Origin of the sequence: Hoyosella altamirensis (assembly GCF_014191505.1) — a bacterium.
Lineage (GTDB): Bacteria > Actinomycetota > Actinomycetes > Mycobacteriales > Mycobacteriaceae > Hoyosella > Hoyosella altamirensis.
In genome coordinates this window covers 1-24,630 of record NZ_JACHWS010000005.1, presented here as the reverse complement: position 1 = coordinate 24,630, position 24,630 = coordinate 1, and the positions used below count along the sequence as shown (strand labels likewise).

At 61.8% G+C, this 24,630-nt stretch carries 26 protein-coding genes and 1 tRNA gene; 17 read left to right on the top strand and 10 right to left on the bottom strand.

The annotated features are described in order from the left end of the window. The first annotated feature begins 4 nt into the window (after positions 1 to 4). Positions 5 to 508: a DUF4333 domain-containing protein gene (locus tag FHU29_RS21145; RefSeq protein WP_064438831.1), complete on the top strand. Its 504-nt coding sequence runs from the start codon at positions 5 to 7 to the stop codon at positions 506 to 508. Between the two features lie 70 nt (positions 509 to 578). Then, positions 579 to 1,199, top strand: a complete 621-nt coding sequence (locus FHU29_RS21140; protein ID WP_064438832.1) for an FHA domain-containing protein — start codon at positions 579 to 581, stop codon at positions 1,197 to 1,199. On the opposite strand, the gene FHU29_RS21135 is transcribed toward FHU29_RS21140, so the two are convergent. The 3 genes from FHU29_RS21135 to FHU29_RS21125 form a co-directional block, all read right to left on the bottom strand. Continuing rightward, positions 1,180 to 2,433 carry a CoA transferase gene (locus FHU29_RS21135; RefSeq protein ID WP_064438833.1) on the bottom strand — a complete coding sequence of 418 codons (1,254 nt, stop codon included), beginning with the start codon at positions 2,431 to 2,433 and terminating at the stop codon, positions 1,180 to 1,182. The two genes, FHU29_RS21140 and FHU29_RS21135, sit on opposite strands and share 20 nt — an antisense overlap. Continuing rightward, positions 2,430 to 2,840 (bottom strand): DUF2784 domain-containing protein, encoded by a 411-nt coding sequence (locus tag FHU29_RS21130; RefSeq protein ID WP_064438834.1) that lies wholly within the window; start codon positions 2,838 to 2,840, stop codon positions 2,430 to 2,432. The genes FHU29_RS21135 and FHU29_RS21130 overlap by 4 nt, the downstream gene beginning before the upstream one ends. A 93-nt stretch (positions 2,841 to 2,933) precedes the next feature. Then, positions 2,934 to 4,352: an SDR family NAD(P)-dependent oxidoreductase gene (locus tag FHU29_RS21125; RefSeq protein WP_064439103.1), complete on the bottom strand. Its 1,419-nt coding sequence runs from the start codon at positions 4,350 to 4,352 to the stop codon at positions 2,934 to 2,936. A 136-nt stretch (positions 4,353 to 4,488) separates the two neighbouring features. On the opposite strand from FHU29_RS21125, the gene FHU29_RS21120 reads away from it, so the two are divergent. Continuing rightward, positions 4,489 to 4,812: a hypothetical protein gene (locus FHU29_RS21120; protein ID WP_083962110.1), complete on the top strand. Its 324-nt coding sequence runs from the start codon at positions 4,489 to 4,491 to the stop codon at positions 4,810 to 4,812. A gap of 57 nt (positions 4,813 to 4,869) precedes the next feature. Here FHU29_RS21120 and FHU29_RS21115 read toward each other — a convergent pair. Next, positions 4,870 to 4,954, bottom strand: a tRNA-Leu gene (locus FHU29_RS21115). A 249-nt stretch (positions 4,955 to 5,203) separates the two neighbouring features. Between FHU29_RS21115 and FHU29_RS21110 the strand changes: the two genes are divergently transcribed. Together FHU29_RS21110 and FHU29_RS21105 are read left to right on the top strand one after the other, a co-directional pair. Next, the gene (locus tag FHU29_RS21110) at positions 5,204 to 6,532 is read left to right on the top strand and encodes a M20/M25/M40 family metallo-hydrolase (RefSeq protein WP_064438836.1); all 1,329 of its coding nucleotides are present in this window, start codon (positions 5,204 to 5,206) and stop codon (positions 6,530 to 6,532) included. Positions 6,533 to 6,565: 33 nt separating this feature from the next. Further along, complete coding sequence (locus FHU29_RS21105) at positions 6,566 to 7,096, top strand: YbhB/YbcL family Raf kinase inhibitor-like protein (protein ID WP_064438837.1); 531 nt, start codon at positions 6,566 to 6,568, stop codon at positions 7,094 to 7,096. A gap of 51 nt (positions 7,097 to 7,147) precedes the next feature. Here FHU29_RS21105 and FHU29_RS21100 read toward each other — a convergent pair whose 3' ends face one another. Next, positions 7,148 to 8,233, bottom strand: coding sequence for a quinone-dependent dihydroorotate dehydrogenase (locus tag FHU29_RS21100; protein WP_064438838.1), 1,086 nt, complete (start codon positions 8,231 to 8,233; stop codon positions 7,148 to 7,150). 20 nt (positions 8,234 to 8,253) lie between these two features. Further along, entirely contained in the window at positions 8,254 to 9,249 is a 996-nt protein-coding gene (locus FHU29_RS21095) for a YncE family protein (RefSeq protein ID WP_064438839.1), read from the bottom strand. 124 nt (positions 9,250 to 9,373) lie between these two features. On the opposite strand from FHU29_RS21095, the gene FHU29_RS21090 reads away from it, so the two are divergent. After that, on the top strand, positions 9,374 to 9,820 hold the full coding sequence (locus FHU29_RS21090; RefSeq protein ID WP_232322859.1) for a hypothetical protein: 447 nt from the start codon (positions 9,374 to 9,376) through the stop codon (positions 9,818 to 9,820). On the opposite strand, the gene FHU29_RS21085 is transcribed toward FHU29_RS21090, so the two are convergent. After that, complete coding sequence (locus tag FHU29_RS21085) at positions 9,813 to 10,457, bottom strand: biliverdin-producing heme oxygenase (protein WP_064438840.1); 645 nt, start codon at positions 10,455 to 10,457, stop codon at positions 9,813 to 9,815. The genes FHU29_RS21090 and FHU29_RS21085 overlap by 8 nt on opposite strands. Before the next feature lie 91 nt (positions 10,458 to 10,548). On the opposite strand from FHU29_RS21085, the gene FHU29_RS21080 reads away from it, so the two are divergent. The 7 genes from FHU29_RS21080 (at position 10,549) to FHU29_RS21050 (ending at position 16,268) form a co-directional block, all read left to right on the top strand. Further along, a complete protein-coding gene (locus tag FHU29_RS21080) occupies positions 10,549 to 11,211 on the top strand; it encodes a neocarzinostatin apoprotein domain-containing protein (protein WP_064438841.1) in 663 nt (220 codons plus the stop codon). Positions 11,212 to 11,386: 175 nt separating this feature from the next. Continuing rightward, positions 11,387 to 12,220 carry an undecaprenyl-diphosphate phosphatase gene (locus FHU29_RS21075; RefSeq protein WP_064439105.1) on the top strand — a complete coding sequence of 278 codons (834 nt, stop codon included), beginning with the start codon at positions 11,387 to 11,389 and terminating at the stop codon, positions 12,218 to 12,220. Positions 12,221 to 12,238: 18 nt separating this feature from the next. Next, positions 12,239 to 12,925 (top strand): histidine phosphatase family protein, encoded by a 687-nt coding sequence (locus FHU29_RS21070; RefSeq protein WP_064438842.1) that lies wholly within the window; start codon positions 12,239 to 12,241, stop codon positions 12,923 to 12,925. 87 nt (positions 12,926 to 13,012) lie between these two features. Next, positions 13,013 to 13,672 (top strand): DUF3090 domain-containing protein, encoded by a 660-nt coding sequence (locus FHU29_RS21065; protein WP_064438843.1) that lies wholly within the window; start codon positions 13,013 to 13,015, stop codon positions 13,670 to 13,672. 9 nt (positions 13,673 to 13,681) lie between these two features. Next, entirely contained in the window at positions 13,682 to 14,515 is an 834-nt protein-coding gene (locus FHU29_RS21060; RefSeq protein WP_232322860.1) for an SCO1664 family protein, read from the top strand. Between the two features lie 18 nt (positions 14,516 to 14,533). Beyond that, entirely contained in the window at positions 14,534 to 15,796 is a 1,263-nt protein-coding gene (gene mshC / locus FHU29_RS21055; protein WP_064439107.1) for a cysteine--1-D-myo-inosityl 2-amino-2-deoxy-alpha-D-glucopyranoside ligase, read from the top strand. 139 nt (positions 15,797 to 15,935) lie between these two features. Continuing rightward, positions 15,936 to 16,268: a hypothetical protein gene (locus FHU29_RS21050; protein WP_157094900.1), complete on the top strand. Its 333-nt coding sequence runs from the start codon at positions 15,936 to 15,938 to the stop codon at positions 16,266 to 16,268. 3 nt (positions 16,269 to 16,271) lie between these two features. Here the strand turns inward: FHU29_RS21050 and FHU29_RS21045 are convergent, their stop codons facing one another. Beyond that, a complete protein-coding gene (locus tag FHU29_RS21045; RefSeq protein ID WP_064438845.1) occupies positions 16,272 to 17,189 on the bottom strand; it encodes a PAC2 family protein in 918 nt (305 codons plus the stop codon). Positions 17,190 to 17,338: 149 nt separating this feature from the next. Here FHU29_RS21045 and metH point away from each other — a divergent pair, with 149 nt between their 5' ends. From metH to FHU29_RS21025, 4 genes are read left to right on the top strand one after another with little or no spacing between them, the layout of a single operon-like run. Beyond that, positions 17,339 to 20,908, top strand: a complete 3,570-nt coding sequence (gene metH / locus FHU29_RS21040; protein WP_064438846.1) for a methionine synthase — start codon at positions 17,339 to 17,341, stop codon at positions 20,906 to 20,908. Then, the gene (locus tag FHU29_RS21035) at positions 20,901 to 21,569 is read left to right on the top strand and encodes an HAD family hydrolase (protein WP_064438847.1); all 669 of its coding nucleotides are present in this window, start codon (positions 20,901 to 20,903) and stop codon (positions 21,567 to 21,569) included. The genes metH and FHU29_RS21035 overlap by 8 nt, the downstream gene beginning before the upstream one ends. A 13-nt stretch (positions 21,570 to 21,582) precedes the next feature. After that, positions 21,583 to 21,957, top strand: coding sequence for an MmcQ/YjbR family DNA-binding protein (locus tag FHU29_RS21030; protein ID WP_083962143.1), 375 nt, complete (start codon positions 21,583 to 21,585; stop codon positions 21,955 to 21,957). Next, complete coding sequence (locus FHU29_RS21025) at positions 21,947 to 22,600, top strand: pentapeptide repeat-containing protein (RefSeq protein ID WP_064438849.1); 654 nt, start codon at positions 21,947 to 21,949, stop codon at positions 22,598 to 22,600. The genes FHU29_RS21030 and FHU29_RS21025 overlap by 11 nt, the downstream gene beginning before the upstream one ends. Before the next feature lie 3 nt (positions 22,601 to 22,603). On the opposite strand, the gene FHU29_RS21020 is transcribed toward FHU29_RS21025, so the two are convergent. After that, positions 22,604 to 23,422: a (2Fe-2S)-binding protein gene (locus tag FHU29_RS21020; protein WP_083962111.1), complete on the bottom strand. Its 819-nt coding sequence runs from the start codon at positions 23,420 to 23,422 to the stop codon at positions 22,604 to 22,606. Positions 23,423 to 23,428: 6 nt separating this feature from the next. Continuing rightward, a complete protein-coding gene (locus FHU29_RS21015) occupies positions 23,429 to 24,553 on the bottom strand; it encodes a glycosyltransferase (RefSeq protein ID WP_232322861.1) in 1,125 nt (374 codons plus the stop codon). Positions 24,554 to 24,630 lie beyond the last annotated feature (77 nt).

The following is a 24,630-nucleotide window of genomic DNA, read 5'->3' as shown; positions in this document are numbered from 1 at the left end:
TGCGATGCGGCGCGAAATCATGACGGGGGCTGTTCTTGCGGCGAGCGCGCTGCTGATTGCGGGTTGTTCGTCGAGCGTTTCCACTAGCGATCTGGAAGCGGAGATTTCCGCGGGGCTCGAAGAGCAGACGGGTGAGGCGCCCGCGTCCCTGGAGTGCCCTGATTCTCTTGATGCCGAGGTAGGGGCGACAGTGAGCTGTACGTTCGTCGACTCACTCGACACCGAGTACCGCGTCGAAGCCCGCGCCGCCTCCGTTGATGGCAACGACGTCGACTTTGAGTGGGAGGTCGCGGACATCGTCACCTACGGGGCTGCAGACCTCGAACTCGACCTCTCGCGAATCACGGGATTCGATGCCACTGAGGTGTCGTGTGAATCCGAGCTGCAAAACACTGCCGACGCCTCAGTTCGGTGCGTGGTTTCTCCGGAGGACGACGAAGAGTTCGCGGCGGTCGCGACAGTGGAGGCTGATGGCGAGGTGTACTGGTCACTCGATGAGGACGAGTGAGTGGGAGAAATGGCCGGAGTGTCCGTGCCTTGGCTAGGCTGTGAACGAAGTCACAGCGAAATGAGGTCCCGTGGAAGAGCCCGGACGGTGGCGTGTTTACGTCAGTGACGCAGCAGGAAGGAGGCGGTACTGGGACTTCCCGACGGATGTATCGCGATTGACGATCGGGCGCTCTGAGCAAGCGGACATTTCGCTTGCGGGTGACAGTCAGGTTTCCCGCCTGCACGCGGCGCTCGAAACAATCGCGGGCGAATGGACGGTCGTTGACGATGGATTGTCCCGCAACGGGACCTTCGTCAACGGCCAGCGCATCACGGGTCGCCGTCGGTTGCGGCACAAGGACGTCATCCTGGTCGGCGAGACAGCGCTGACCTTCGAGGACATGCTGGGGTCTACCGGAACCACAACGCGCGTCGGATCTTCGAGCGGCGGAGTGCCGGTTCTGACGGAGACACAACGGAACGTTCTCATCGCGCTGTGCCGACCGTACAAGGACAATGCGTCTTTCGCGCGGCCGGCCGCAAACCAGCAGATCGCCGACGAACTTTTCCTAAGCGTTGACGCGGTGAAGACACACCTGCGCACCTTGTTTGCGAAGTTTCAGGTGGAGGAGTTACCGCAAAATCAGAAACGCTCACAGCTCGCCGAACGAGCGATGCAGCTCGGGGTCATCACCGTTCGGGACCTTTAGCGGCTGGCCACGATAGAGCGTCCTCGCCCCAGGGGTGGGTCGGCCAGCGATAATCGGGAAATTCGTTGAACACAGGACGCGCGTAGACACAGTCGCCGTGCCCGATTGTCGTGGACTGCGGGGGAGCGGCCTGATTACCGCGTTCGGACTGGCGTCCCGGCAGATCGAGAAGCCGGTTCGCTGTCCCCGCCAGCGATACCATGACATCGTGGCCGTGGCCGTCCTCGAGGCGCTTGGTAAGTGCCCTGATTATCCCGGCGGCCAGGAAGTAGCCAGAGGCATGATCGAGCGCCTGAGCTGGGAGCGCTCCGGGAGTTTCGCCATCCGCAGACTCGATCAGAGAGATCCCGCTTGCTGCCTGCACGATGCTGTCGAACCCACGGCGCATTCGCCACGGGCCGTGCCAGCCCCATGCGGAAACCTCGGCGCGAACCATCCCCGGGACGATTGGAAGGTCAAAGACCGCCAGCGAACCGGGCCGATAACCGGTGACAAAGACGTCTGCGGTGCTGATGATTTCTGCAACCGAGTGGCGATCAGCGTGAGTCCGCAGGTCGGCTACTGTGCTGAATTTCCCTTGTCCTGTATCGAGATGTTGCCAGCCAATCTCGGGCATGTGGGGCGGGTCGATACGGAGAACCGTCGCCCCCAGCAGTGCGAGCGTCCGCGTGCAGACAGGGCCAGCAATGACCCGCGTCATGTCGACCACTCGAAGGCCTGCGAGACCGTTCAGCGAAGGGGCTGCGCGTAACCGGTCATCGCGTCGCCTGAATTGAACATTGGCCGCAACACTGCCTTGCGGACTTGTCCGCCACACGGATTCGGGACGGACTTGCACCGCGATCGCGCCGGCATCGACGGCAGCTGACTCGATTTCGGCAGATGCGCGGCGACTCAGTTCGCGAGCCAGGCTGTCCCGGTCTGCACGGTCTGGCAAACCGAGCAATGTGAGAAGACGACTTCTGTGGTGCGGATAGTTCGCGTGGGTCCGCACCCAGCCGTCCACGGTCCGGAAGAATCCTGAGTGCGGCGCGAAGGCGCTTGCCGGTTTACCCCGCCACCGAAACAACTGGTCGGACCTGAACGCCGCCGCGATGCGTTCCGCTGTCGCTACCAGAGCAGGCGGCTGGGAGCCGATTGCGGCATGGTATTCGCTCAGTGCGCGCGAAACATCACGGACCGCGTTCTCCGCGAGCTGTCCAACTGGCAACCGCGCCACCAGGTACGGGTTCACGTGTGAACTGTAGCGGCCGTGTCCTGATCCACCCGCGCGCGTCTCGTCCGGATCCAGAAGTAGCCAGCCCACGAGATCAGGACGCACGTTAGCAGCACTGCTCGCGCGAGGCCGAGGTGATCCTGCGGATACACCACGCCCGAAAGATAGTGGTCGATGAAACCAGACTGAGGCAGTCCTTCCTGTCCTGCGCGGTCCCGTGCCCAGTTCTCGACGTAGGTGAGCGGACAGTAGAGGGCAACACCCAGAATGTTGACGATCGCGAGACCGATAACCCAGACGACGGAAATCACGTGTAATGCGAACGTCTGCGCCCACCGCCACGCAAGGAACCCGCCGAACATGACGTAAGCGATGAACGCGAAGTGCAGCAGCATGGTCGCTTCGCCGATGATGCGATAAACCATGCACACACCTCCCCGCCTTGACCATTCGCGGTGCCTGTGAAGCCCCACTTTCCATGGTATGTCCGATTCGCCTGCTGTTGTCGGGCGAGTACTTCACCAGGGCGACGGCCGATAGTCCTTCAAGAAGCATCCGTAGAGGTCGGTCCCGTTTTCCCCTTGCACAATCGGGTCGTACACACGGGCAGCGCCATCCACGAGATCGAGTGGCGCGTGGAAGCCTTCTTCCGCGAGGCGCATCTTCGTCGGGTGTGGCCGCTCATCGGTGATCCACCCGGTATCAACGGCGGTCATCAGGATGCCTTCAGCGAGCATGTCTTCGGCGCTGGTCCTGGTCAGCATGTTGAGTGCGGCTTTCGCCATGTTCGTGTGGGGATGTCCGGGTCCCTTGTAGCGGCGTGAGAACTGGCCCTCCATCGCAGAAACGTTCACGACATATTTGCGGCGAGCGGGAGACGCCGCAAGCACGTGGCGCAGCCGCGAAACGAGAATGAAAGGCGCGACAGAGTTACAGAGCTGAACCTCGAGCAGTTCGAGCGGGTCGACCTCATGCACGCGCTGGATCCAGCTGTTGGAATCGACAAGGTCCGGGAGCAGGCCGCCGGCGTCGATCGCGATCCCTTTACTGATGCGCTCGGGAGACGCGGATCCCGCGACAAGCGCGAGCGCAGACACCTGTTCGGCGGAGAGCTCGGTGGCGTCGAGGGCTCCTGACAGCGCCGCGGGATGCAACTGGCTCGGCTTGCCGAACGTCACGTGCTCAGGGAGTTGCCCAGGTGGCAGCGGTGCTGTTTCTGCGTCGGCGAGAGCGCTATAGGCGCCAGGGGAGCGGCGCACAGTCTGGGCCGCGTTGTTGATCAGAATATCGAGCGGGCCTTCGCTGGCCATCATATCGGCGAGGGAGACGACTTGTGCGGGGTCTCGCAGGTCGACACCGACTACGCGCAGCCGGTGCAGCCAGTCGGCGCTGTCCTCCATCGCGGCGAATCGCCGCATCGCGTCCCGCGGGAACCGTGTGGTGATGGTGGTGTGTGCACCATCGCGCAGCAGTCGCAGCGCGATGTACATCCCGATCTTGGCGCGACCGCCCGTGAGAAGTGCCCGGCGCCCGGCGAGGTCCGCGCGTGCGTTGCGCTTGCTGTGCCCGAACGCCGCGCACTCCGGACATAACTGATGATAGAACCAGTCAACGCGGGTGTAGTCCTGCTTGCAGATGTAACACCCTTGGGGGCGCAGAAGCTCCCCCGCGGAGTCCCCGCACGTTGCAGATTTCAGCGCGATTCCCTGAGTTTCGTCATCAATCCGGTTGGGCGAACCTGTCGCCGTTGCTGCGATGATCGACGCGTCATGGCTCGACTTGGCGTCGCGGGCTTCGCGGCGCCGACGGCGCTTTAGGGTTTTGAACATGCGACCGACAGCGCGCTGGACGACCACCGAATCGGGGTGTTCCTTGTCGAGTTCTGCTGCCTGGTCCAGGACTCGCAGACAGACCGCAAGGTCATCAGGGTCGATCATGATTGTTGCGCGCCAGCCGTTTCTTTGTTCAAGGAGCGGGCAGCCCCCGTGCCCGGGCGTCGATTCTAACGGTTGCATCGCGGGGGTAGCCAGCGGCGTAGCATCGGCGGAAACCACATTGGACGAGAGGAAGCTAGTGAGCGAATTCCGGGATCGCCTTCGCGTCATCGCCGAGTTTCGGGAGAACGAGACAGAGAAGGTCCGTGACGTGCTGTTCGGGCGGCTCAACAGTCGCCTCGCCCGGTGGGAACCTAGCCAGGTGGAACTCGAACTGTCAGTGAAGGAACGCGACACACACTCGCAGCGGATGGTTCTCGAGTGCTGGATCAGCGGGATGCCAAAGTTCGTCGCGACTTCGACGGAGAGCGAAATTGACAAGGGCCTCGTTGAGGTTCGGGATGACCTGTGGAATCAGATCAACCGTGAGGTGACCAAATCCGAGACAGCACGTAATCGCTGACTCTGGACCACGAACAAAGGTCAGGAACTCTGGGAGTTCCTGACCTTTGTTCTGAGGTGTCCGAGGGGGGACTTGAACCCCCACGTCCTATACCGGACACTAGCACCTCAAGCTAGCGCGTCTGCCATTCCGCCACTCGGACATCCACGCTTGTAATGCGTGTGCCGGAACAGGCTAGCCCATAATTGCGGCGAACCCAAAATCCGCAGGTCAAGTATCGTGTTTGTGGTCTGTTTCCGGTTTCATGCGGATGGGGGCTCACCGCTCGTGGCTGCGGAAGCGGGACACCACCGGCGCACGATGGTAGGAAAGTGGAGTGACGTCTGACAGGAACTCCGGCCCGAATCCTCCTACGCCTGCTGCTAACGCATCAGGCAGCGGTGAACAGGCGGTGGCGTCGCAAGCGGAAAGTGAAGTAGTCGACCTCGTCTGCCGTCTCATTCAATTCGACACGTCGAATACAGGTGACCCGGCCACCACCAAGGGCGAGCGGGAATGCGCCGAATGGGTGGCTGCTCAGCTGCAGGAAGCCGGTTACGAGACCACCCTGGTTGAGTCGGGTGCTCCGGGCCGCGCCAACGTGTTTGCGCGGCTGGCCGGAGCCGACCCGGCACGTGGGGCGCTGATGATTCACGGGCACCTTGACGTGGTGCCAGCCGAACCGGCCGACTGGAGCGTTCATCCTTTCTCGGGTGCCATCGAAGAGGGTTACGTATGGGGACGCGGCGCGATCGACATGAAAGACATGGTCGGAATGACCCTCGCCCTCGCGCGTCAGTTCAAGAAGGAAGGCATCGTTCCGCCGCGTGACTTGGTGTTCGCTTTCCTCGCGGATGAGGAAGCGGGCGGCAAGTACGGCTCTCACTGGCTGGTCGACAATCGGCCCGACCTTTTCGACGGCGTAACTGAGGCTGTCGGAGAGGTGGGCGGATTTTCGCTCACCGTTCCGCGCCCAGACGGTTCGGAGCGGCGCCTGTATCTGCTGGAAACAGCGGAAAAGGGCATCGCGTGGATGAAACTGACCGCGAAAGCTCGTGCTGGTCACGGTTCTTTTCTGCATGAGGACAATGCGGTCACGTACCTCGCGGAAGCTGTCGCGAAGCTCGGTCGCCATCAGTTCCCCCTGGTTCTGACCGAATCGGTCGAACAGTTCCTGGGAGCGGTGGGCGAAGAAACCGGTCTTGATCTCGATCCAGCTTCGCCGGACCTAGAGGGAACCTTGGCGAAACTAGGCAGCATCGCCAGGATCATCGGGGCGACACTGCGCGATACCGCGAACCCCACGATGCTGCGGGCCGGTTACAAAGCAAATGTCATCCCACAAACCGCGGAAGCGGTAGTGGACTGTCGTGTGCTGCCAGGACGACTCCCCGCGTTCGAACGTGAAGTTGATGAACTCATCGGCCCGCACGTTGAGCGTGAATGGGTGACGAAGCTCGACACCTACGAAACGACGTTCGACGGTGACCTTGTCGACGCAATGAATGAAGCGCTGCTGTCACAAGACCCGGAGGCTCGTACTGTTCCGTACATGCTCTCGGGTGGTACCGATGCGAAAGCACTCGCGAAGCTGGGGATCCGGTGCTTCGGCTTTGCTCCGCTCCGGCTGCCGCCGGATCTCGATTTCGCCGCGCTGTTCCATGGTGTCGACGAACGGGTGCCGGTGGACGCTCTGACCTTCGGGACCAGGGTTCTCGAGCACTTCCTTCGCAATTGCTGACCTCCTTAACACCAACAGAAAGGGACTCTTGCTGTGAGCAATAATCCGTATGCATCATTGCCCGTCCTGCCGACTTTCGAGTTGAAGTCGTCCGATGTGAGGGACGGCGAGAGACTCGCGAACCCGCAGGTTTCCGGCGTTTTCGGTGCAGGTGGAAGCGACATTTCGCCGCAACTGAGCTGGTCAGGGTTCCCGCCGGAAACAAAGAGCTTCACGGTGTCGGTGCTCGACCCAGACGCGCCGACTGGGTCAGGTTTCTGGCACTGGGCGGTGGCCAATATCCCCGCCTCGGTGACGGAGCTGCCGGCCGGCGCAGGTCAAGAAGACAATTCAGCGCTTCCTGACGGGGCAGTTCAGTTGCAGAACGACGCAGGCTTCCGCGGATATGTGGGCGCCGCGCCGCCGGCGGGACATGGCACGCACCATTACTACATTGCGGTGCATGCTGTCGCTACGGAGCGGATTGACCTGCCCGACAATGCGACCCCAGGCTTCCTGGGCTTCAACCTCTTCTCGCAGGCCATCGCTCGTGCGGTGATCGTGGGTACCTACAGTCAGGAGTGAGCACCGAAGCTGGATCGTGAAGCATTGACCCTCCAGGGGAGGGAAGATGCTTCACGATCCAGCGAGCGGGGCGCGGTGTTCAGCGCCTACAGCCTCCGCGAGCGATGAGTAGCCCCGAGCACGGAGGCGTTGCGCGATTCCCTTGTTGATACGCCGAGGCCATACGGGTCCGCCGTAGATGTACCCCGTGTAGCCCTGGAGGAGAGTGGCGCCTGCTTCAATGCGTTGCCACGCCTGGTCCACAGTCTCGATTCCGCCCGCGGAAACCAGCGTGATCTGGCCGCCGACGCGGCGGTACAAGCGGCGCAGGACTTCGAGGGACCGGTCCGCGACGGGCGCGCCTGATAGCCCACCGGCACCCATCTCGATCACTTCGCCACCGGGGGTGTTCAGGCCGCTGCGTGCGATCGTCGTGTTCGTGGCGACGATGCCCGCCAGCCCCAGTTCGACAGCAAGGTCAGCGATGGCGTCAATGTCGTCGTCAGAGAGATCAGGTGCGATCTTCACGAGCACTGGGACGGTGACGGCAGCCGTGATTGCGGCGAGGAGGGGGCGAAGCGACTCGACTGCCTGCAGGTCGCGGAGACCGGGCGTATTGGGCGAGCTGACGTTCACGACGAGAAAATCGGAAAGCGGCCCCAACAGTTGCGCACTGGCAATGTAGTCGCTCGCCGCTTCCTCCGCTGGCACGATCTTCGTTTTACCGATGTTCGCGCCCACCGGTATCGAAGTGCGCCGGGTGCGAAGCTTGTTCGCGGCAAAGCCCGCGCCGTGGTTGTTGAAGCCCATCCTGTTGATCAGCGCGTGATCCGCGGGCAGCCGGTAGAGCCGCGGGGAGGGGTTACCGGGCTGCGGATGTGCGGTGACGGTGCCGATTTCCGCATAGCCGAAGCCAAGCGGACCCCATGCGTTGATCGCGGCTGCATTCTTGTCGAACCCGGCCGCGAGACCGAGAGGGGCAGGAAATGCAACACCGAACGTCGTCGTACGGAGAATCGGGTCATGCTGGCTCAGCAGCTTGCCCGCGAGCCAGCGCAGCGGCGGGAGAAAGCCGATTGTTTTGATCATGCCGAAAGCGAATCGATGGATCGCCTCCGGGGGAAGGAGGAACATCACCCTCAGCAGAATGTTGTACACCTAGTTCTCCCTGATCATGCTTATTCGTCTGAGGTGGTCAGCGGGATGCGCTGCACACCGCCACCCGTCGCGGATGACACGTATAGGTATCCGCCCGCGCTGTCCACAGCGACCGAGTCGGGTTGTTGCACGGTCGCGAACCGGGCTACTTCGACCGGGATCCCAGTGTCCAGCGCATAGGCGGCGACCTCGTTGAGTCCGGTTTGCGTAACCCAGACGCGGTCCCTCTGAGCATCGTAGGCAATACCGAACGGAGAATCAGGTACCGGATACCGTTGACGTAGCACGAGTCGGTCCAGTGTGTAGACGAGTAGCTCACCATCACGGGTGTTGACAACGAAAACGCGACCTTCACCGTCGGTCACGGCGTTGCTGGCGCCGTTGCCGGCGCGCAGCGCAAAACCGAGTGTGCCGCGTTCAGGAAATACCTCGATGATCATGCTTTGCCGCCGGTCTATCGCCGCCAGATTCGCGCCGGAGGCGATGAGGACATCCGCCGAAACGAGACCGGTGACCGGGCGTTCGCTGTCTTCTCCGGCGAAAACCTGACCGCGATCAGTTCCTGCCGCGATCGTCCCATCGGGCCGCGCAACTGCTGCTGTCCACTCTGCGGTGATTCCGCTTGGGGAAGCTAGCTGGACTTCACCGCTCTCGAGGCTGACGACAGCGATGTCGCTTCCTGCAGCAGTGATGGCGTTGCCGGAACCATCTAGCGTCAGGCTGGTCCCAGGACCGGGGAGCGCGACCCGAGTGGCGTCACTCATCGGATCCTGGGTCGAGCCCGAAAAATAGAGGAGCTCATCATCGGCGAGCACAACGAGCGAATTGGTTGCCTCGTCAAACGCGGTTGCGGTCACCGATAGGTCGAGGGGGAGGACCTCTCCATCTGGATCAATGGACACGGGTGACTCCGCCGCCCTAGCTGGGGGCACGACCTGCACGTCGGGTTGTTCATCCGACGAGCACCCCGCGAGCGCGAGCGCCAGGGCTGATGAGAAGGCAACCGAAACAGCCACGGTACGCCGAGGGTGCCGCCGTCCCTCACAACACATTGGTGACAACTCTGCCATTCCTCCCGATCCGCCCCAATGAATTGTTGGAGGTTGTATCGTTGAATACGCAACTGAGTAGTACGCGCCCATGGCGGTCGCGCTGGCCTCCACGCTTCGCTTTGTGCGCCGTCCGAAGATCGAGGTGGTTACTTATGTGCAACCGGAGATCGATATGACAGCTCACAACGCCCCTGTGTTCGTCATCGATGACCTTTCCATCGGTCCGTATGCGCACGGCTTCGGCCAGACACGAGATGGCCGGACTTTCGCATTTCAGGTGCGTGATAGCACCCTCCACCGCAGAACACTTCACGTCGAGGTGTACCGGGCGGATCTCGAGACAACCGTACCTGACAGCTCTGACATTGAAGCATTCGTGGATCGTTCGGTAGTCGATGTTGACCTCTGCGACGAACGCAGCATTTCGGCGGCAGTGCGGGACGCCGTTGCTGAGGCTGAATCAATAGCTGTTAATGCCAGCGAAGGCAACGCCGTGCGCGCGCTGTTGAGCCGCATCACCTCAGCGATCAGTTAGCTGAACCAGTTAGAAACACGGCTTCGAGATCAGCGAATATCGCCGCATTGAGAGAGAACGAGCTGATCGCTTCCGCAACGAGGGCGTCGCGTTCGGCGGGAGTCAGGGGAGCGGAATCAAGGCTGCGGCGATAGGCGTCTTTGAACGGTTTGACTTTGGGAATGGCATCGAATCGGTAGAAGCGCACCCCGTCATGGGTGAAGCCATATGCGCGCTCAAGCGCGCGACGGATGATCTGACCACCGGACAGGTCGCCCATATACCGGATGTAGTGGTGTGCGATGAACGCGGCGTTCGAACTGTAAGCGACGTCCCGGATGCGGTGGGTGTAGTCCAGAGTCGCGGGTACAGGGTCGATCTGGTCGAGCCATCCCGGACCACTGAGAAAACGGAGGTCCTTTTCCAGTTCGGGAACGCGCAAGAGCGCCTCGTCGAGAAACGGGCGCACCACCGGATTATCGCGGTGTGCGGCCCCAGCGTCTTCGAGGCTTAGATACACGAGATGCAACTGCCCCAACATCTGTGTGTAGGCGTCGAGTGGCAGGTGGCCGCTGACTAGCGCGTCGACGAACGGTGATTCCTCCGCTGCACGGTGTGCTGCGCTCGTTTCGGATTTGAGCCGGGTGTGAAATGCCATGTCGCCCCCACAACGTTCTCGCGAAAAGCTAATCTGCGTAGGCTAGCCTGCCTTTGACCATATCTGCTGAGGACGAGATTCAGGGGGTTCCATGATGGCGTGGGCCCACAGCGTCCGTGCTGTATGCGCCGCTTTCGGTACCGCGGGATCACTCGCCGTTGCCGCAGGGGCGGCGTCCGCGGCGCCACTTGTCGACGTGTCACCGGCAGCCGGGCTCCGCAGTGGTGACGTCATCACCGTGGCAGGCAGCGGATTTGACCCGGACGCGGGTTATTACGTTTCCACGTGTATCGCAGGTTCCGCGGGACCAGCAGGACCTCGATGTGTGGGTGGCTCGCCGCAGCAGGGCACCTCCCTGTGGGTTACCAACGATCCGGAAGCGCCCGGAACAGCGATTCCCCTGAGCAGCGCTGGCACCTTTGAAGTAGAGCTCACTGTGGAAACGACCGGCAATGGCGTGGACTGCAGGGAAGACGAGTGTGCCGTCACCGTCTACTTCGATCATGTGAATGGCTTCGGGACCGTCCACGAAAGCCCTCTCGAGTTTGCAGCGGCCACCGTGCCGCCCACCGCGGAACCCGCGGGGACGACAGCGCGTGAACCGCTTGGGGTAAACGGTGGCGGTGCTGCTGAATCCGCGACTGAGGCCGCAGGCGATAGCTCTGCGCTCGCGTGGACGGCGCTAGCTGCGGCGTCGATCGTGATCGTTGCGGGTGGTATCGCGATTGTCACGCGCCGCCGGGCGCGGGGATAGGTCGCGGAGACTGGTCCTGTGCGATGCTGCGCACAGTTGAGGCACACCAAGGCGCTCTCGCCCACGCCGTCGCTAGCAGGAAGGTACGGTACTACCTCATGGAGCTCGGCCTGAGATTCGGAGTCGCGCAGTGACGTCGGTACTTGCCCAGGGCGGCGATGCCGCCATCGAGCATATGACGTGGCTTCAGGTGATTGTGCTGGCAGTGATCCAGGGCCTTACTGAATTCCTGCCCATTTCGTCCTCTGGTCACCTCCGGCTCGCGGATGAGCTGCTTTTTGGCACAGACGCTGGTGCTTCGTTCACCGCTGTCAGCCAGATCGGTACCGAGGCGGCCGTCATCGTGTTCTTCGCAAAGGACATCTACCGCATTGCGATTGCCTGGTTTCGCGGCCTGTTCAATCGCGATGAGCGTGATGTTTTCGAGTACAAGCTCGGCTGGTACATCATCATCGCATCGCTGCCTATTGGGGTGCTGGGCTTCATCTTCCGTGACGAAGTCCGCACCGGAGCGCGCAACCTGTGGATCATCTCTTCGATGTTCATCTTTGCTGGCCTCCTGCTCGCCGCAGCGGAATACTGGGGCCGCAAGAAACGGCATATGACTGAGTTGCGCATGCGGGATGCCGTGGTGATGGGTGTGGCCCAGGCGGGGGCGCTGATCCCTGGCGTATCCCGATCCGGAGGCACCATTACCGCTGGCCTAGCGATGGGGCTCTCCCGATATGCCGCCGCGCGGTTCTCCTTCTTGCTCGCAATCCCCGCGGTGGTCGCCTCGGGTGTGTTCAGCCTTCCGGATGCCTTCAATCCCGCTGGTGAAGGATTGGCCGCAAGCGGCATGCAGCTCGTTGTGACGACTGTCATCACCTTCATCGTTGGCTACGCGTGTATCGCCTGGTTCCTGAAGTTCGTTCAGCACTATTCGATGTACTGGTTCGTCGGCTACCGCGTTGTTGTAGGTCTGCTCATCATGGGACTGCTCGCCGGCGGCGTTATCAGCGCGACCTGACGGCTACCCTGGGGCCTTATGACGGTGTTGCTGGTGCGCCATGGCCGCTCCCACGCGAATACGTCGGGCCTCCTTGCGGGCCGGACTGCGGGGGTGAGCCTAGACGAGCGTGGTCAGGAGCAGGCTCTGTCCCTTGCTGGCCGCCTGGCCAGCCTTCCAATTCGCGGCATCGTGTGCTCGCCGCTACTGCGATGTCAGCAGACCGTCGACCCGCTGGCACAGAAACTCGGCCTTGAGCCGCTTCCTGATACGCGGCTGCTCGAGGTGGACTATGGGGAGTGGACGGGCAAGCCGCTGTCGGAGCTCGTGAAAGAACCGTTATGGGCGGTGGTGCAGCAGCACCCATCCGCCGTTGTTTTTCCAGGCGGTGAGTCCTTAGCGCAAGTGCAGTCTCGCGCGGTCGCGGCGATCCGCGAGCATGACAAGCGGTTGGCGGTTACCAGCGGTGGGGATGGGCTCTGGCTGGTGTGCACACACGGAGACGTGATCAAGTCCATCGTGGCGGACGCGTTAGGTCTGCACCTCGACGGTTTTCAGCGGATAATCGTCGAGCCCGCGTCCATCAGCGTCGTGCGCTACACCGAGACGCGGCCCTTCCTGCACCATCTCAATGACACGGGCGCGGATTTCGCGCACCTGAAGCCGCGCGAGTCAGGCAAAGAGGGAACATCTGATGCGGTCGTGGGTGGTGATGTGCCCCGGTGACTGTGTGCGACTCATCCCGTGTCCTATAGGCCGAGCCGGTTAGCCGATTCTTCACCAGATCTCGGGCCAGTTAATGTGGGAGGTGCCATGTCTCGCGTCATACACGTTTTCCGGACTCCCGACCGTTTTATCGCAGGAACAGTCGGTGAGCCCGGCGAGCGCACTTTCTACCTGCAGGCTGTGCATGTCAAGCGCGTGATCAGCGTCATGCTGGAGAAACAGCAAGTCAAAGTGCTTGCAGAGCGTATCGGTGCGATGCTCGACGAGGTCCAGCGGCGCTTCGGGGCGTCCATTCCGCCGCCAGAGACTGACCTGACTGACGCAAGTCCGCTTGAGACACCGATCGAACCCGAGTTCAGAGTGGGAACAATGGGGCTCGGCTGGGACTCTGAAGCGAGCACAGTCGTCGTTGAACTGCTCGCATTCACGGAGGGCGAGATCGACGAATCCGTCGTCCTGGGTGACAGCGAAGAGGGGCCAGACGCCGTTCGGGTTTTCCTTTCGCCTGCTCAAGCTAGACAATTTGTGGCCCGGGCTGAACGCGTTGTTTCGGCAGGCCGGCCTCTGTGCCCCCTTTGTGCCTCCCCGCTCGATCCGGAGGGGCACCTGTGTATCCGGCTGAACGGATACCGGAGAGGGGCGGAGATCGATCCGTCTGACATAGACATCGACGCCCTCGATGATCCGGACGACCCTAGTAATGACCCCAGTGACGACCCTGATGACCTCGACGATCCCGACTTGTAAGCCAGCGCCGTGACAGGTCCCCTGGGTAGCTCTCCTGAACCGGTGGCGGTGGACGAGGTGCTTCGTGACGGCGAACTGACGGTTCTCGGCCAGCTGCGCGCGGCGAGCAACGCGAGCTTCCTTTGTGACGCGTCCAAGGGTGCCACTGTCGTCCGGTGCATCTATAAGCCGATACGGGGGGAGCGCCCGCTCTGGGACTTTCCTGACGGGACTCTGGCAGCGCGTGAACTGGCTGCCTTCCGGATCTCCAGCGAACTGGGGTGGGGAATCGTGCCGACCACAATGGTGCGGGAGGGCCCTTTCGGGCTGGGTGCAGTTCAAGAATGGATTACCGAACTCGACGAGGACACAGTGGGCCAGGCGCTGCTGGGATTGTTCCCGATTGACGCTCTCCCGGCGGGCTGGCTGCCGGTGCTTCGCGCTGTGACGAGCGATGACGAAGAAGTCGTGCTTGCGCACGCTGACGATGTCCGTCTGGCCCGGATTGCTGTCTTTGACCTCGTTGTGAACAACGCGGATCGCAAGGGCGGTCACGTTCTGGCAGGTTCGGACGGCGCTGTCTATGGCATCGACCATGGTATTAGTCTGCACCGCGAGGATAAGTTGCGGACGGTGCTGTGGGGCTGGGCAGGCCGGGCGATCAGCGACGATCATCTTGCGGACCTGCAGCGCCTCGGTAAGGCTGTTGCGGGCGTGTTCGGTGATGAGTTACGGGCATTGATCACCGATGAGGAAGTGTCTGCGACGGTGAGGCGGATCCGGCGCATTCTGGACGAACCGTACTTTCCACGTCCGGTATCAGGGCTTGGTCCGGTTAGCCCCATTCCCTGGCCACCGTTCTGAACACATACAGTGGTTGCCATGCTCTCCTGGTCTGCACCTGAACTTCCGAGCGTCGGCGATCTGCCTGGAGGATTGCGCGAGTCCGGTCCCGCATTGCGTCTGTATGACACAGCAGACCGTGCGATACGTCCGGTGACGCCCGGTGAGACAGCCACGATGTACGTCTGCGGAATCACTCCGTACGACGCGACGCATCTGGGTCATGCCGCCACGTATTTGACCTTCGACGTCATCAACAGGATTCTTCGGGCCCAGGGGCACGACGTCCACTACGTCCAGAACGTCACTGATGTGGACGACCCGCTATTCGAGCGCGCGAACCGCGATGGTGAGGACTGGGTTGTACTCGGTATGCGCGAGACAGCACTGTTCCGCGAGGACATGGAAGCCTTGCGAGTGCTGCCGCCGCGTGACTACATCGGCGCTGTGGAGTCGATGGGCGAAGTCATCGAGATGGTTGAAAAGCTGATGGCATCCGGCGCCGCGTACGTCGTCGACGACCCAGTTTTTCCGGACGTGTACTTCCCGATCGATGCGACGGTTCAGTTCGGCTACGAGTCTGGGTACGACGATGCCACGATGCGGAAGTTCTTCGCGGAGCGCGGGGGCGACCCGGAACGTCCCGGCAAGCGGCATCCCCTCGATGCGCTGATCTGGAGAGCAGCCCGTGAGGGCGAGCCGAGTTGGGATTCTCCGTTCGGCGCGGGGCGGCCCGGCTGGCATATCGAGTGTTCGGCAATCGCGCTTAACCGGATCGGTACAGGGTTCGACATCCAGGGCGGCGGGAGTGACCTGATCTTCCCGCACCATGAGTTTTCGGCAGCACATGCGGAAGCCGCGACAGGTTCGGAGCGGATGGCCCGGCATTACATTCACACCGGAATGATCGGACTCGACGGTGAGAAGATGTCGAAGAGCCGCGGCAATCTTGTTTTCGTATCGAAACTGCGCGGCGAGGGTGTGAATCCTGCGGCGATCCGACTTGCTCTACTCGACGGGCATTATCGTGCTGACCGGTCCTGGACAGCGGAACTGCTGGGTCAGGCAGAGCAGCGTCTCGCACTGTGGCGCGCCGCGGCGGCGAGGCCGTCGGGCCCGCCCGCTGACGATGTTTTAGCCCGAGTTCGACAGCACCTCGCCGACGACCTGGATACGCCTAAAGCGATTGCTGCACTTGATTTCTGGGCGGAAGAAGCGGTGGCGAGAGGGGGATCCTCCAGCTCGGCACCCCGGGATGTGGCGCTCCTCACGGATGCACTTCTGGGAATCTCGCTTCAATAGGAAACGTTGACGGGTCAACTGCCGATACACCTATAGAAGCACATCTGCTGAGTTTGCTGGCGGATGTGGGGAGCGAACTACATGTGCGTGGGAGTTGATCCGGATGACCGGCGGCAGTGTCACCCTGAGTGTGACGAATATGACTGAGGAAACGCTCGAACTAGACACTGCTGGGCAGGATTATCTTGCGGTGAATCGGGCTGAGACTGCGCCGCGTGCGATACCAGGGCACGCGGCCGCGCGATTCTCAGCGCAGAAAAGCCAAAGCGTCACATTCCTGATCGGCGGGGATCCCGATCGCCCGGTGTTCATCCAGGTCGCCGACGGCGCGCAGGCTGTCGACGACAGCTGCGGAATTGATGTGTGGGCACCGCCCGTTTATTCGGTCGAGGTGATGGGCGTCGGCTCGGGACGTGTCGCGGTCTCCCTCGCGCCGTCTCATAAGCGCGCCGCTGCCCGGTTCGTCGCGTGAACGCTACAGGCTGAAACCGCCCGGATTGCCGGAGCCGCCGTGGCCCCCGTGCCCGCGCGGGCCCCGGCGCCGGAGATACCGCTCGAACTCGTGCGCAATCTGCTCGCCGTCAATTTTTGACATCAGCTCGCCAAGATCATCTTCCGCGTCCCCACGCTCTTCCAGCGCCCGCACGTAATCAGCAATCTCTTCGTCCTCGCTCGCCATCTCCGTGATCGACTGCTCCCACTCCTCGGCCTGGCTGGGCAACTCTCCAAGAGGTACTTCGATATCGAGGACATCCTCGACGCGCCGCAGCAGCGCAACGGTTCCCTTGGGATTCGGCGGCTGTGAGACGTAGTGGGGGATCGCCGCCCAGAACGACACGGCTGGGATGCCGTGCCGCACGCACTCGTCTTGCAATACTCCGATAATCCCCGTAGGACCCTCGTACTTGGTCTGCTCGAGGTTGTAAATCTTTGCTGCCTCGGCGCTGTACGCGGTTCCGCTTACGGGTACCGGCCGGGTATGGGGAGTGTCGGCAAGTAGCGCCCCAAGCATGATGACGGTGGCCACGCCCAGGTCATCCGTCGCGTCGATCAGTTCGCGGCAGAATGCTTTCCACCGCAAGTTCGGCTCGATGCCGCGCAGCAGGATGACATCACGCTCAGAGCCGGGAGGTCTGCAGACCGAAAGCCGCGTCGTTGGCCAGTCCAGTTCGCGGGAGACGCCACTGACGAGCCGGACTGTGGGCCGATTCACCTGGTAGTCGTAATAGTCATCTGGGTCAATCTCAGCGAGGGGCTCCGCATCCCAGATCAGCTCGAGATACTCGACGGCATCGCTAGCAGCGTCACCGGCATCGTTCCACCCCTCAAAAGCGGCGATGAGGATCGGATCGCGCAGCGGGCGCGATTCACGGGTCAGATTGCGGAGGGTCACCCTCGCAGCCTACGACCGCTAGGCGATCTGTGTGTATGCGGCACGAAACACGGGTGTTGCGCCAAACTGGTTCCGCGTCGATTCCGAATAGGCTCAGTGAGTGGGATAACCTGCCGAAGTACCCCGACTGTCGCACTACCCTGGAGTCCATGCCTGTGTCTGTTCGTACGTCCCTGCTTGATGCGCTCACTCAGCGTGTTGTCATCGGCGACGGGGCCATGGGAACAATGTTGCAGGCCGCGCACCTTACGCTTGATGATTTCCGTCAGCTCGAGGGCTGCAACGAGATCCTCAACGACACGCGTCCTGATGTGCTGCGCGATATCCACCTCGCGTATCTCGAAGCCGGTGCCGACGCGATCGAGACGAACACGTTCGGCTGCAACTTGCCGAACCTCGCCGATTACGACATCGCCGACCGGATTCGCGAGTTAGCGGAGAAGGGCACGCGCATTGCGCGCGATGCGGCCGACGAAACCGGTCCGAGTGCCGACGGGATGCCACGGTTCATACTTGGGTCGATTGGGCCGGGCACCAAACTCCCCACGCTCGGTCACGCGCCATTCGCATCACTGCGGGACGCATATACCGAGTGCGCGCTGGGCATGATCGATGGTGGAGCGGATGCCATCCTCATCGAGACATGCCAGGACTTGCTGCAGGTGAAGGCAGCGATCATCGGCGCGCAGCATGCCATGGATCAGGCGAACACGCGGTTGCCTATCATCACCCATGTCACCGTCGAGACGACCGGAACGATGCTGCTTGGCAGCGAGATCGGGGCGGCGCTGACAGCGCTGGAACCGCTCGGTATCGACCTGATTGGCCTGAACTGCGCGACGGGACCAGAGGAGATGAGCGAGCACCTGCGCCATCTTTCCAAGCACTCCCGGCTGCCTGTGTCCGTGATGCCGAACGCTGGCCTCCCAGTGCTCGGGGCCAACGGTGCGGAGTATCCGTTGACGGCGGAGGAACTTGCTGTTGCGCTGAGCGGCTTTGTGCGGGAATTCGGGCTTGCACTTGTCGGTGGCTGCTGCGGCACCACGCCGGAGCACATCCGCCAGCTGCGTGCCGCCGTACTCGAGACGCGGCAAGCTGAGCGCGATCCGCAGCCAGAGCCAGGGGTAGCGTCGCTGTACTCGCACGTGCCGTTCAAGCAGGACAGTTCGATCCTGATGATCGGTGAGCGCACCAACGCCAATGGCTCAAAAGCGTTCCGTGAAGCGATGCTCGCGGGCGACTTCCAGAAATGCCTTGATATCGCGAAAGACCAGACGCGCGACGGGGCGCACATGCTCGACCTGTGCATCGACTACGTCGGGCGCAACGGCGCCGAGGACATGTCGGAACTTGCAAGCCGTCTCGCGACGTCCTCAACGCTGCCGATCATGCTTGATTCAACAGAGCCAGAGGTTCTGCGCGCAGGACTCGAACACCTCGGTGGCCGCTGCGCGATCAACTCGGTCAACTACGAGGACGGCGACGGCCCGGACTCCCGCTTCCATCGCATCATGCGCCTCGTCAGGGAACACGGCGCTGCTGTGGTCGCGCTGTGCATCGACGAAACCGGACAGGCTCGTACCGCCGAAGACAAGGTCCGTGTGGCGGAGCGCCTCATCGATGACATCACCGGTAACTGGGGCTTGCGTGACGAGGACATCATCGTCGACTGCCTTACCTTCACCATCGGTACGGGTATGGAAGAAAGCCGCAAAGACGGCGCTGCCACGATCGAGGCGATCCGCCAGCTGAAGGAGCGGCGGCCCCAAGTGCACACGACGCTGGGGCTCTCGAACATTTCGTTCGGTCTTAACCCCGCCGCGCGGCAGGTGCTCAATTCAGTGTTTCTGCACGAGTGTGTCGAGGCTGGCCTCGACACGGCCATCGTGCACGCATCAAAGATCTTGCCGATGTCGAAAATCGGTGACGAACAGCGTGAAGTGGCGCTCGATCTCGTGTATGACCGTCGCCGCGAGGGATATGACCCGCTGCAGAAATTCATGGACCTGTTCGAGGGCGTGTCAGCTGCGTCGGCACGGGAATCCCGGGCTGAGCAACTTGCTGCACTGCCGCTCTTTGAACGGCTTGAACGGCGAATCATCGACGGTGAACGGAATGGCCTCGACACGGACCTCGAAGAGGCAATGAAAGAGAAGCCGCCGCTCGCGATTATCAATGAGAACCTCCTTGCCGGCATGAAGGTGGTCGGCGAGCTTTTCGGTTCGGGACAGATGCAATTGCCGTTCGTGCTGACCTCCGCGGAGGTCATGAAGACTGCTGTCGCGCATCTCGAACCCCACATGGAGGCGACGGGGGATTCCGGCAAGGGACGGATCGTCCTCGCGACCGTCAAGGGGGACGTTCACGACATCGGTAAGAACCTTGTCGACATTATTCTGTCGAACAACGGATACGAGGTTATCAACCTCGGTATCAAGCAGCCCATCGCGAACATCCTTGACGCGGCTGTCGAGAAGAAGGCCGACGTTATCGGGATGTCAGGTCTTCTAGTGAAGTCCACGGTCGTGATGAAGGAGAATCTCGAGGAGCTCAATTCCCGCGGGTTCGCGGATAAGTTTCCCGTGCTTCTCGGTGGCGCCGCGCTCACCCGTTCCTATGTCGAGAATGACCTGACTGCGGTCTATCACGGTGATGTGCTGTACGCACGTGACGCGTTCGAGGGCCTGCGGCTGATGGACACCATCATGGCAGAGAAGCGCGGCGAGGGTCCTGACCCGAACAGCCCAGAAGCGGTCGCCGCGCGCGAGAAAGAAGCGGAACGCAAGGCGCGCCACGAGCGGTCGAAGCGGATCGCCGAGAAGCGGAAAGCGGAGCAGGCTCCGGTGGTTGTTCCCGAGCGGTCCGACGTCGCTGAGGACCTCGAGGTTCCTGTGCCGCCCTTCTGGGGCACCCGGATCGTGAAGGGCATCAGTCTTGCGGAGTACTCGACCACGCTCGACGAACGTGCCCTGTTCCTCGGGCAGTGGGGCTTGCGCGGCGTGCGAGGTGGGGAGGGGCCTTCTTATGAAGAGCTTGTCGAATCCGAGGGCCGCCCACGCCTGCGCTACTGGCTCGACCGCCTGAGTACCGAAGGCATTCTCGCTCACGCAGCTGTCGTGTATGGCTACTTTCCTGCCGTCTCAGAGGGTGACACCGTCTTCGTTCTCGAATCACCGGATCCTGACGCTCCGGTGCGGTTCGAGTTCGAGTTCCCGCGCCAGCAGCGTGACCGGTTCCTGTGCGTCTCTGATTTCGTCCGGTCCCGGGCCAGGGCTCGTGCGACGGGACAGGTCGATGTGCTGCCGTTCCAGCTTGTGACCATGGGGCAGCCCATCGCGGACTTCGCGAATGAGCTGTTCGCAGAGGACCAGTACCGCGACTACCTGGAAGTGCACGGTATCGGCGTGCAGCTTACGGAGGCGCTCGCCGAATACTGGCATCAGCGAGTCCGGGAAGAACTCATCATGCCCAACGGGGCCGCTGTCGCTCGTGAAGACCCAGCGGACGTACAAGAATTCTTCCGGCTTGGCTATCGCGGCGCGCGCTACTCGTTCGGCTATGGCGCCTGCCCGAACCTTGAAGATCGGGTGAAGCTCGTCGAGCTGCTCGAGCCGGGCCGGATCGGTGTAGCGCTCTCGGAGGAACTACAGCTGCATCCGGAACAGTCGACCGATGCTTTTGTTCTGCACCATCCAGAAGCGAAGTACTTCAATGTCTGATCTTGGTCCGCGTGCCGTTCTCTGGGACATGGACGGCACGCTTCTCGATAGCGAAAAGATCTGGGATATTTCACTCGATCTGCTTGCTGAGCATCTTGGCGGTGAACTCTCTCATGCCGGCCGAGAAGCCATGGTGGGTTCGAACATGGCGCACAGTCTGACGATCCTGTTCAGCGACCTCGGCCTGGCCTACGAACCCGAAGATCTGATTCAGGCAGGAAAATGGCTGCGTAATAAGACATCGGAGCTGTTCGACCAGGGGATCGACTGGCGGCCAGGTGGGCAGGAGGCACTCGACATGGTCGCGGCGGCTGGCGTCCCGATGGCGCTGGTGACCAACACCGAGCGCGTGCTGACTGAGCGGGCTCTCGGAACGCTGGGGCGCAGCCGGTTCGATGCCATCATCTGCGGTGATGAGGTTGAGCGTGGCAAGCCGTCACCGGAGCCGTACCTCAGGGCTGCCGCCGAACTCGGTTTCGCCCCGGGGGACTGCGTCGCCATCGAGGATTCACCGACAGGCAGCGCAGCGGCCGAGTCAGCAGGATGCGCATTGCTTGTCGTGCCGTGTGCGGTACCGATGGCGCCGGCGCCGGGACGCGTGCTGCGGGAAAGTCTTGAGGGACTGTCCTGGGAAGACCTTCATACTGTCTGGACTCGATGAGTAGTCTGGCGTGGTGGCGCACCCCCGGATGTACACCGACTCGGACCCATGGCTGAATGAGATCCGTGACATCGCGCTGAGTTTGCCTGAGGCCGCAGAGGTTGAGGCGTGGGGAAGACCAACCTTCCGGGCGAAGAAGATGTTCGGCATCTACAACGGGAGTCTCAGCGAGCGATTGAGCCTTGAGTTCCGTCCGGACCTCTCGGAATCGGAAGCACTGCGGCAGGATCCGCGGATCTTCGTGCCGCCGTATACGGGCGCTTACGGCTGGCTTGCACTCGACCTCCTGGTGGAAACGCCGGACCTGCAGGAAATCGCCGAGTTGCTTGAGACGTCGTATCGGCTCGGAGCACTGAAACGGATGATCAGAGCGCTCGATGAGCGATAGCCCCAGAGCACTAGCTGATCTCCCATACGCGGAGTATTTGGAACGCCGCAGTGCATTGCCGGAATGCGACGATTCGGCTGATTGCGCACTGTTCGACGGGGTGGAAGCGACAGACCTTGCGGTGAAAGGTGTGAGGTTCACCGAATGCGCTTTCGACGCGCTGAGGACTACGGCGAGTTCTTTCCAGAGTTCTCACTTCAGTGAGGTGTGGGTACACGGTTCACAGTTTGTGAGCGGAACATTCGCGGACACGAGCTGGCAGAATTCGGAGCTGGTCACCTCGTCGTTCGCAGGGGTCGAGATGCACGGTGTGACGTTTCGCCGGGTTGTTTTTCACAATTGTAAGTTCGATTCTGTGAATTTTCGCAGTGCACGGATGCGGGATGTGACGTTCGCGGATTGCGTCCTCCGGGATACCGACTTCGGTGGTGCCTCGCTGGAGCGTGTGTCCGTGACGGGCAGCGAACTCGCTGGGATCAAACTGGACCATGCGACCCTCAAGGACGTCGATCTCCGGGGCGCGACGCGTCTCTCAATCGCTTCGGGAACTGAACGCTTGGGCGGAGCGATGATCACGCCGCTGCAGCTGGTAGAGCTCGCTCCAGTGTTTGCCCGAGCGCTTGGAGTGCTGGTGCGAGACTGACTGTCAATCCTGCTGGTTCGCGAAGCGTTCGAGACGGTCGAGGCGTTGCTCGTCGCTCGTTCGCGGACACGTTGCGCAGGTGACGCCACCATCCGCGACTTTGAAGTAGTAGCAACAGCTGATCCGTTTACGCGTTAAGTGCGCGCGCTGTTTCGAATCATGGACGACGGTAATCGTTGAGGCATCCCCGAATTCGCGAGTCCCGCCGGGAAGAACAGATTTCGCACCGGCCAGGATCCGGGCGGGCTCCGCGCCGGTCTGCATCGCCATCCCAGTGTCGAGACTGTCGAAGAACACGCCGAGGAGGTGCCGCCGCGGCAATCGGGCGCCCCCACGGTAGTCCGTGAGGAAGTCATCGGCATGTCGCCGGATTTCGGTGCGCAGGATGCGTGCCAGATCTCGTTCGGTGCTGACGACGTCCGCCTCGTGGTGTGTGGCATCGGGGTCTGACGGGAGGCACCAGAACCTGGGTGAAAGCAGGGCGATACCGTCGGGATACGCGTGTTCGCTGTGCCGATGGAAGGCCAGCGAATGACGGTCGAGTCGCGGTACCCGCCGGGCAAGACCGAAACTCATGCCGCCGATGCACCCGGAGAGGCTGGCATACCAGTCGAGGACGTACGCCGCTGAAGCCATAGGGTGGTGCCGATGGAAGTCGCGTCGCAGCATATGCGTGACACGGCCCTCCCATTCGGCGATGAAATCGGGGCCGGCCTGGCTGCACAGTGCCCATTCACCAGTGCTGGGCTGACCGGTCGTGATCGACGCCCACGCCACTCTCTCATTGATCTGTGCAACTGTGTGGGTCAACGGGTGGGACATGATTGGCTACGAGGCTCTAGCGTCCGCGAGTTTCGCCACGGCGAATTCAGCGTTGCGCTCGATTCGGTTTCGCGCGACGGCGGGGAGTGAATCAGTGGCCAGAAGCTGCCGCCAAACGTCGTGGGATTCACGATAATGCCCTGACCAGTAGGCGACGAGTGCGTATTCGTCGAGGAGACCGTAATCGTGGATCCATTCCTCGACAAAAAGGCCGGTTCTGCTCCACGACGTGTCGACGGCATGCTTGGCGAGAATGTAGCCCTGGTGATACTTGCCGAGCAGGCGGCACATCCGGATCGCGCCATGGAGGGCCTCGACACGCTGGCATATCTCGAAGGCTGCAAGGTAGCTCTGCACGACGTCGGCGCCGTCGAACTCAAGGGCCTCTTTGAGTTGCGCCGCCCGGTACAGACTGACGAACACCTCCTGCTCCCAATAGCCCTGCTGGGCCCGTTCGAGATACGCGGCGAGCGCATCACGCTGTGCTCCACCGTCTTTCAGTGACTGGGCTCGGTAGAACGTGTAGCGCGCACGCATAAGGGGATCGGTTTCGGTCTTCAGCGCATCCGCCAGGACATCCGCGTCGTCGAGGTACTTTCGCGGGTTCCTGTTCCGTGCGCTGTCCTGGAACTGCTTGATGACGAACCCGGAAACGGCGCCGCGAGACTGGGCGAGGGAAGTCTCAAGAAATTCGTGCAGAACGCCGCGATAGTAAAAGGCGGCACGATTGCTGAAGAGCAAAGGCAGTCGATAGCTCACCTTTCCTGTGATCATCGGTATGTCGTAGAGGTCGTATTTCAGGGCGTCTCGAAACCGTTCGGCATCGAAAGTAGCGTCGGGCACAAGAACGGCGTCGGCATCGATCATCAGTCCGTAATCGACGGTGCGGACTTCGCGCAGCTTCTGCATTGCGTAACTGCGGTTGTACGCAAAGTCTCGCCATGGTTCCTGCAGTACCTTTCCCTGCTTTCCTGACTCAGCGAGATATTCGTCGACGATGTCTTGCGTGCCGTCGGTCGACCCGGTATCCACGATCAGCACATAGTCGGCGAGAGGCTCCACGCTGGTGAGGCATCGGCGGATGACGTGGGCCTCGTTTTTGACGATCATGCAGATACCGATTGTTGGCATGCGTCACCCCTTTCGTGTATTGCGTAGATCACACTAGCGGTCCTAGCCTTGAGATCATCAGCTCCGGGCCGAGAGGG

What these genes read in the sequence shown, in the direction of transcription:
- FHU29_RS21145 (WP_064438831.1), top strand. Translation starts at nt 5, where the DNA reads ATGCGGCGCGAAATCATGACGGGGGCTGTTCTTGCGGCGAGCGCGCTG.
- FHU29_RS21080 (WP_064438841.1), top strand. Translation starts at nt 10,549, where the DNA reads ATGATGGCGTGGGCCCACAGCGTCCGTGCTGTATGCGCCGCTTTCGGT.
- FHU29_RS21020 (WP_083962111.1), bottom strand. Translation starts at nt 23,422, where the DNA reads ATGTCCCACCCGTTGACCCACACAGTTGCACAGATCAATGAGAGAGTG.
- FHU29_RS21125 (WP_064439103.1), bottom strand. Translation starts at nt 4,352, where the DNA reads ATGATCGACCCTGATGACCTTGCGGTCTGTCTGCGAGTCCTGGACCAG.
- FHU29_RS21065 (WP_064438843.1), top strand. Translation starts at nt 13,013, where the DNA reads ATGTCTCGCGTCATACACGTTTTCCGGACTCCCGACCGTTTTATCGCA.
- FHU29_RS21130 (WP_064438834.1), bottom strand. Translation starts at nt 2,840, where the DNA reads ATGGTTTATCGCATCATCGGCGAAGCGACCATGCTGCTGCACTTCGCG.
- FHU29_RS21090 (WP_232322859.1), top strand. Translation starts at nt 9,374, where the DNA reads ATGGCGGTCGCGCTGGCCTCCACGCTTCGCTTTGTGCGCCGTCCGAAG.
- FHU29_RS21085 (WP_064438840.1), bottom strand. Translation starts at nt 10,457, where the DNA reads ATGGCATTTCACACCCGGCTCAAATCCGAAACGAGCGCAGCACACCGT.
- metH (WP_064438846.1), top strand. Translation starts at nt 17,339, where the DNA reads ATGCCTGTGTCTGTTCGTACGTCCCTGCTTGATGCGCTCACTCAGCGT.
- mshC (WP_064439107.1), top strand. Translation starts at nt 14,534, where the DNA reads ATGCTCTCCTGGTCTGCACCTGAACTTCCGAGCGTCGGCGATCTGCCT.
- FHU29_RS21015 (WP_232322861.1), bottom strand. Translation starts at nt 24,553, where the DNA reads ATGCCAACAATCGGTATCTGCATGATCGTCAAAAACGAGGCCCACGTC.
- FHU29_RS21050 (WP_157094900.1), top strand. Translation starts at nt 15,936, where the DNA reads ATGACTGAGGAAACGCTCGAACTAGACACTGCTGGGCAGGATTATCTT.
- FHU29_RS21070 (WP_064438842.1), top strand. Translation starts at nt 12,239, where the DNA reads ATGACGGTGTTGCTGGTGCGCCATGGCCGCTCCCACGCGAATACGTCG.
- FHU29_RS21025 (WP_064438849.1), top strand. Translation starts at nt 21,947, where the DNA reads ATGAGCGATAGCCCCAGAGCACTAGCTGATCTCCCATACGCGGAGTAT.
- FHU29_RS21035 (WP_064438847.1), top strand. Translation starts at nt 20,901, where the DNA reads ATGTCTGATCTTGGTCCGCGTGCCGTTCTCTGGGACATGGACGGCACG.
- FHU29_RS21075 (WP_064439105.1), top strand. Translation starts at nt 11,387, where the DNA reads ATGACGTGGCTTCAGGTGATTGTGCTGGCAGTGATCCAGGGCCTTACT.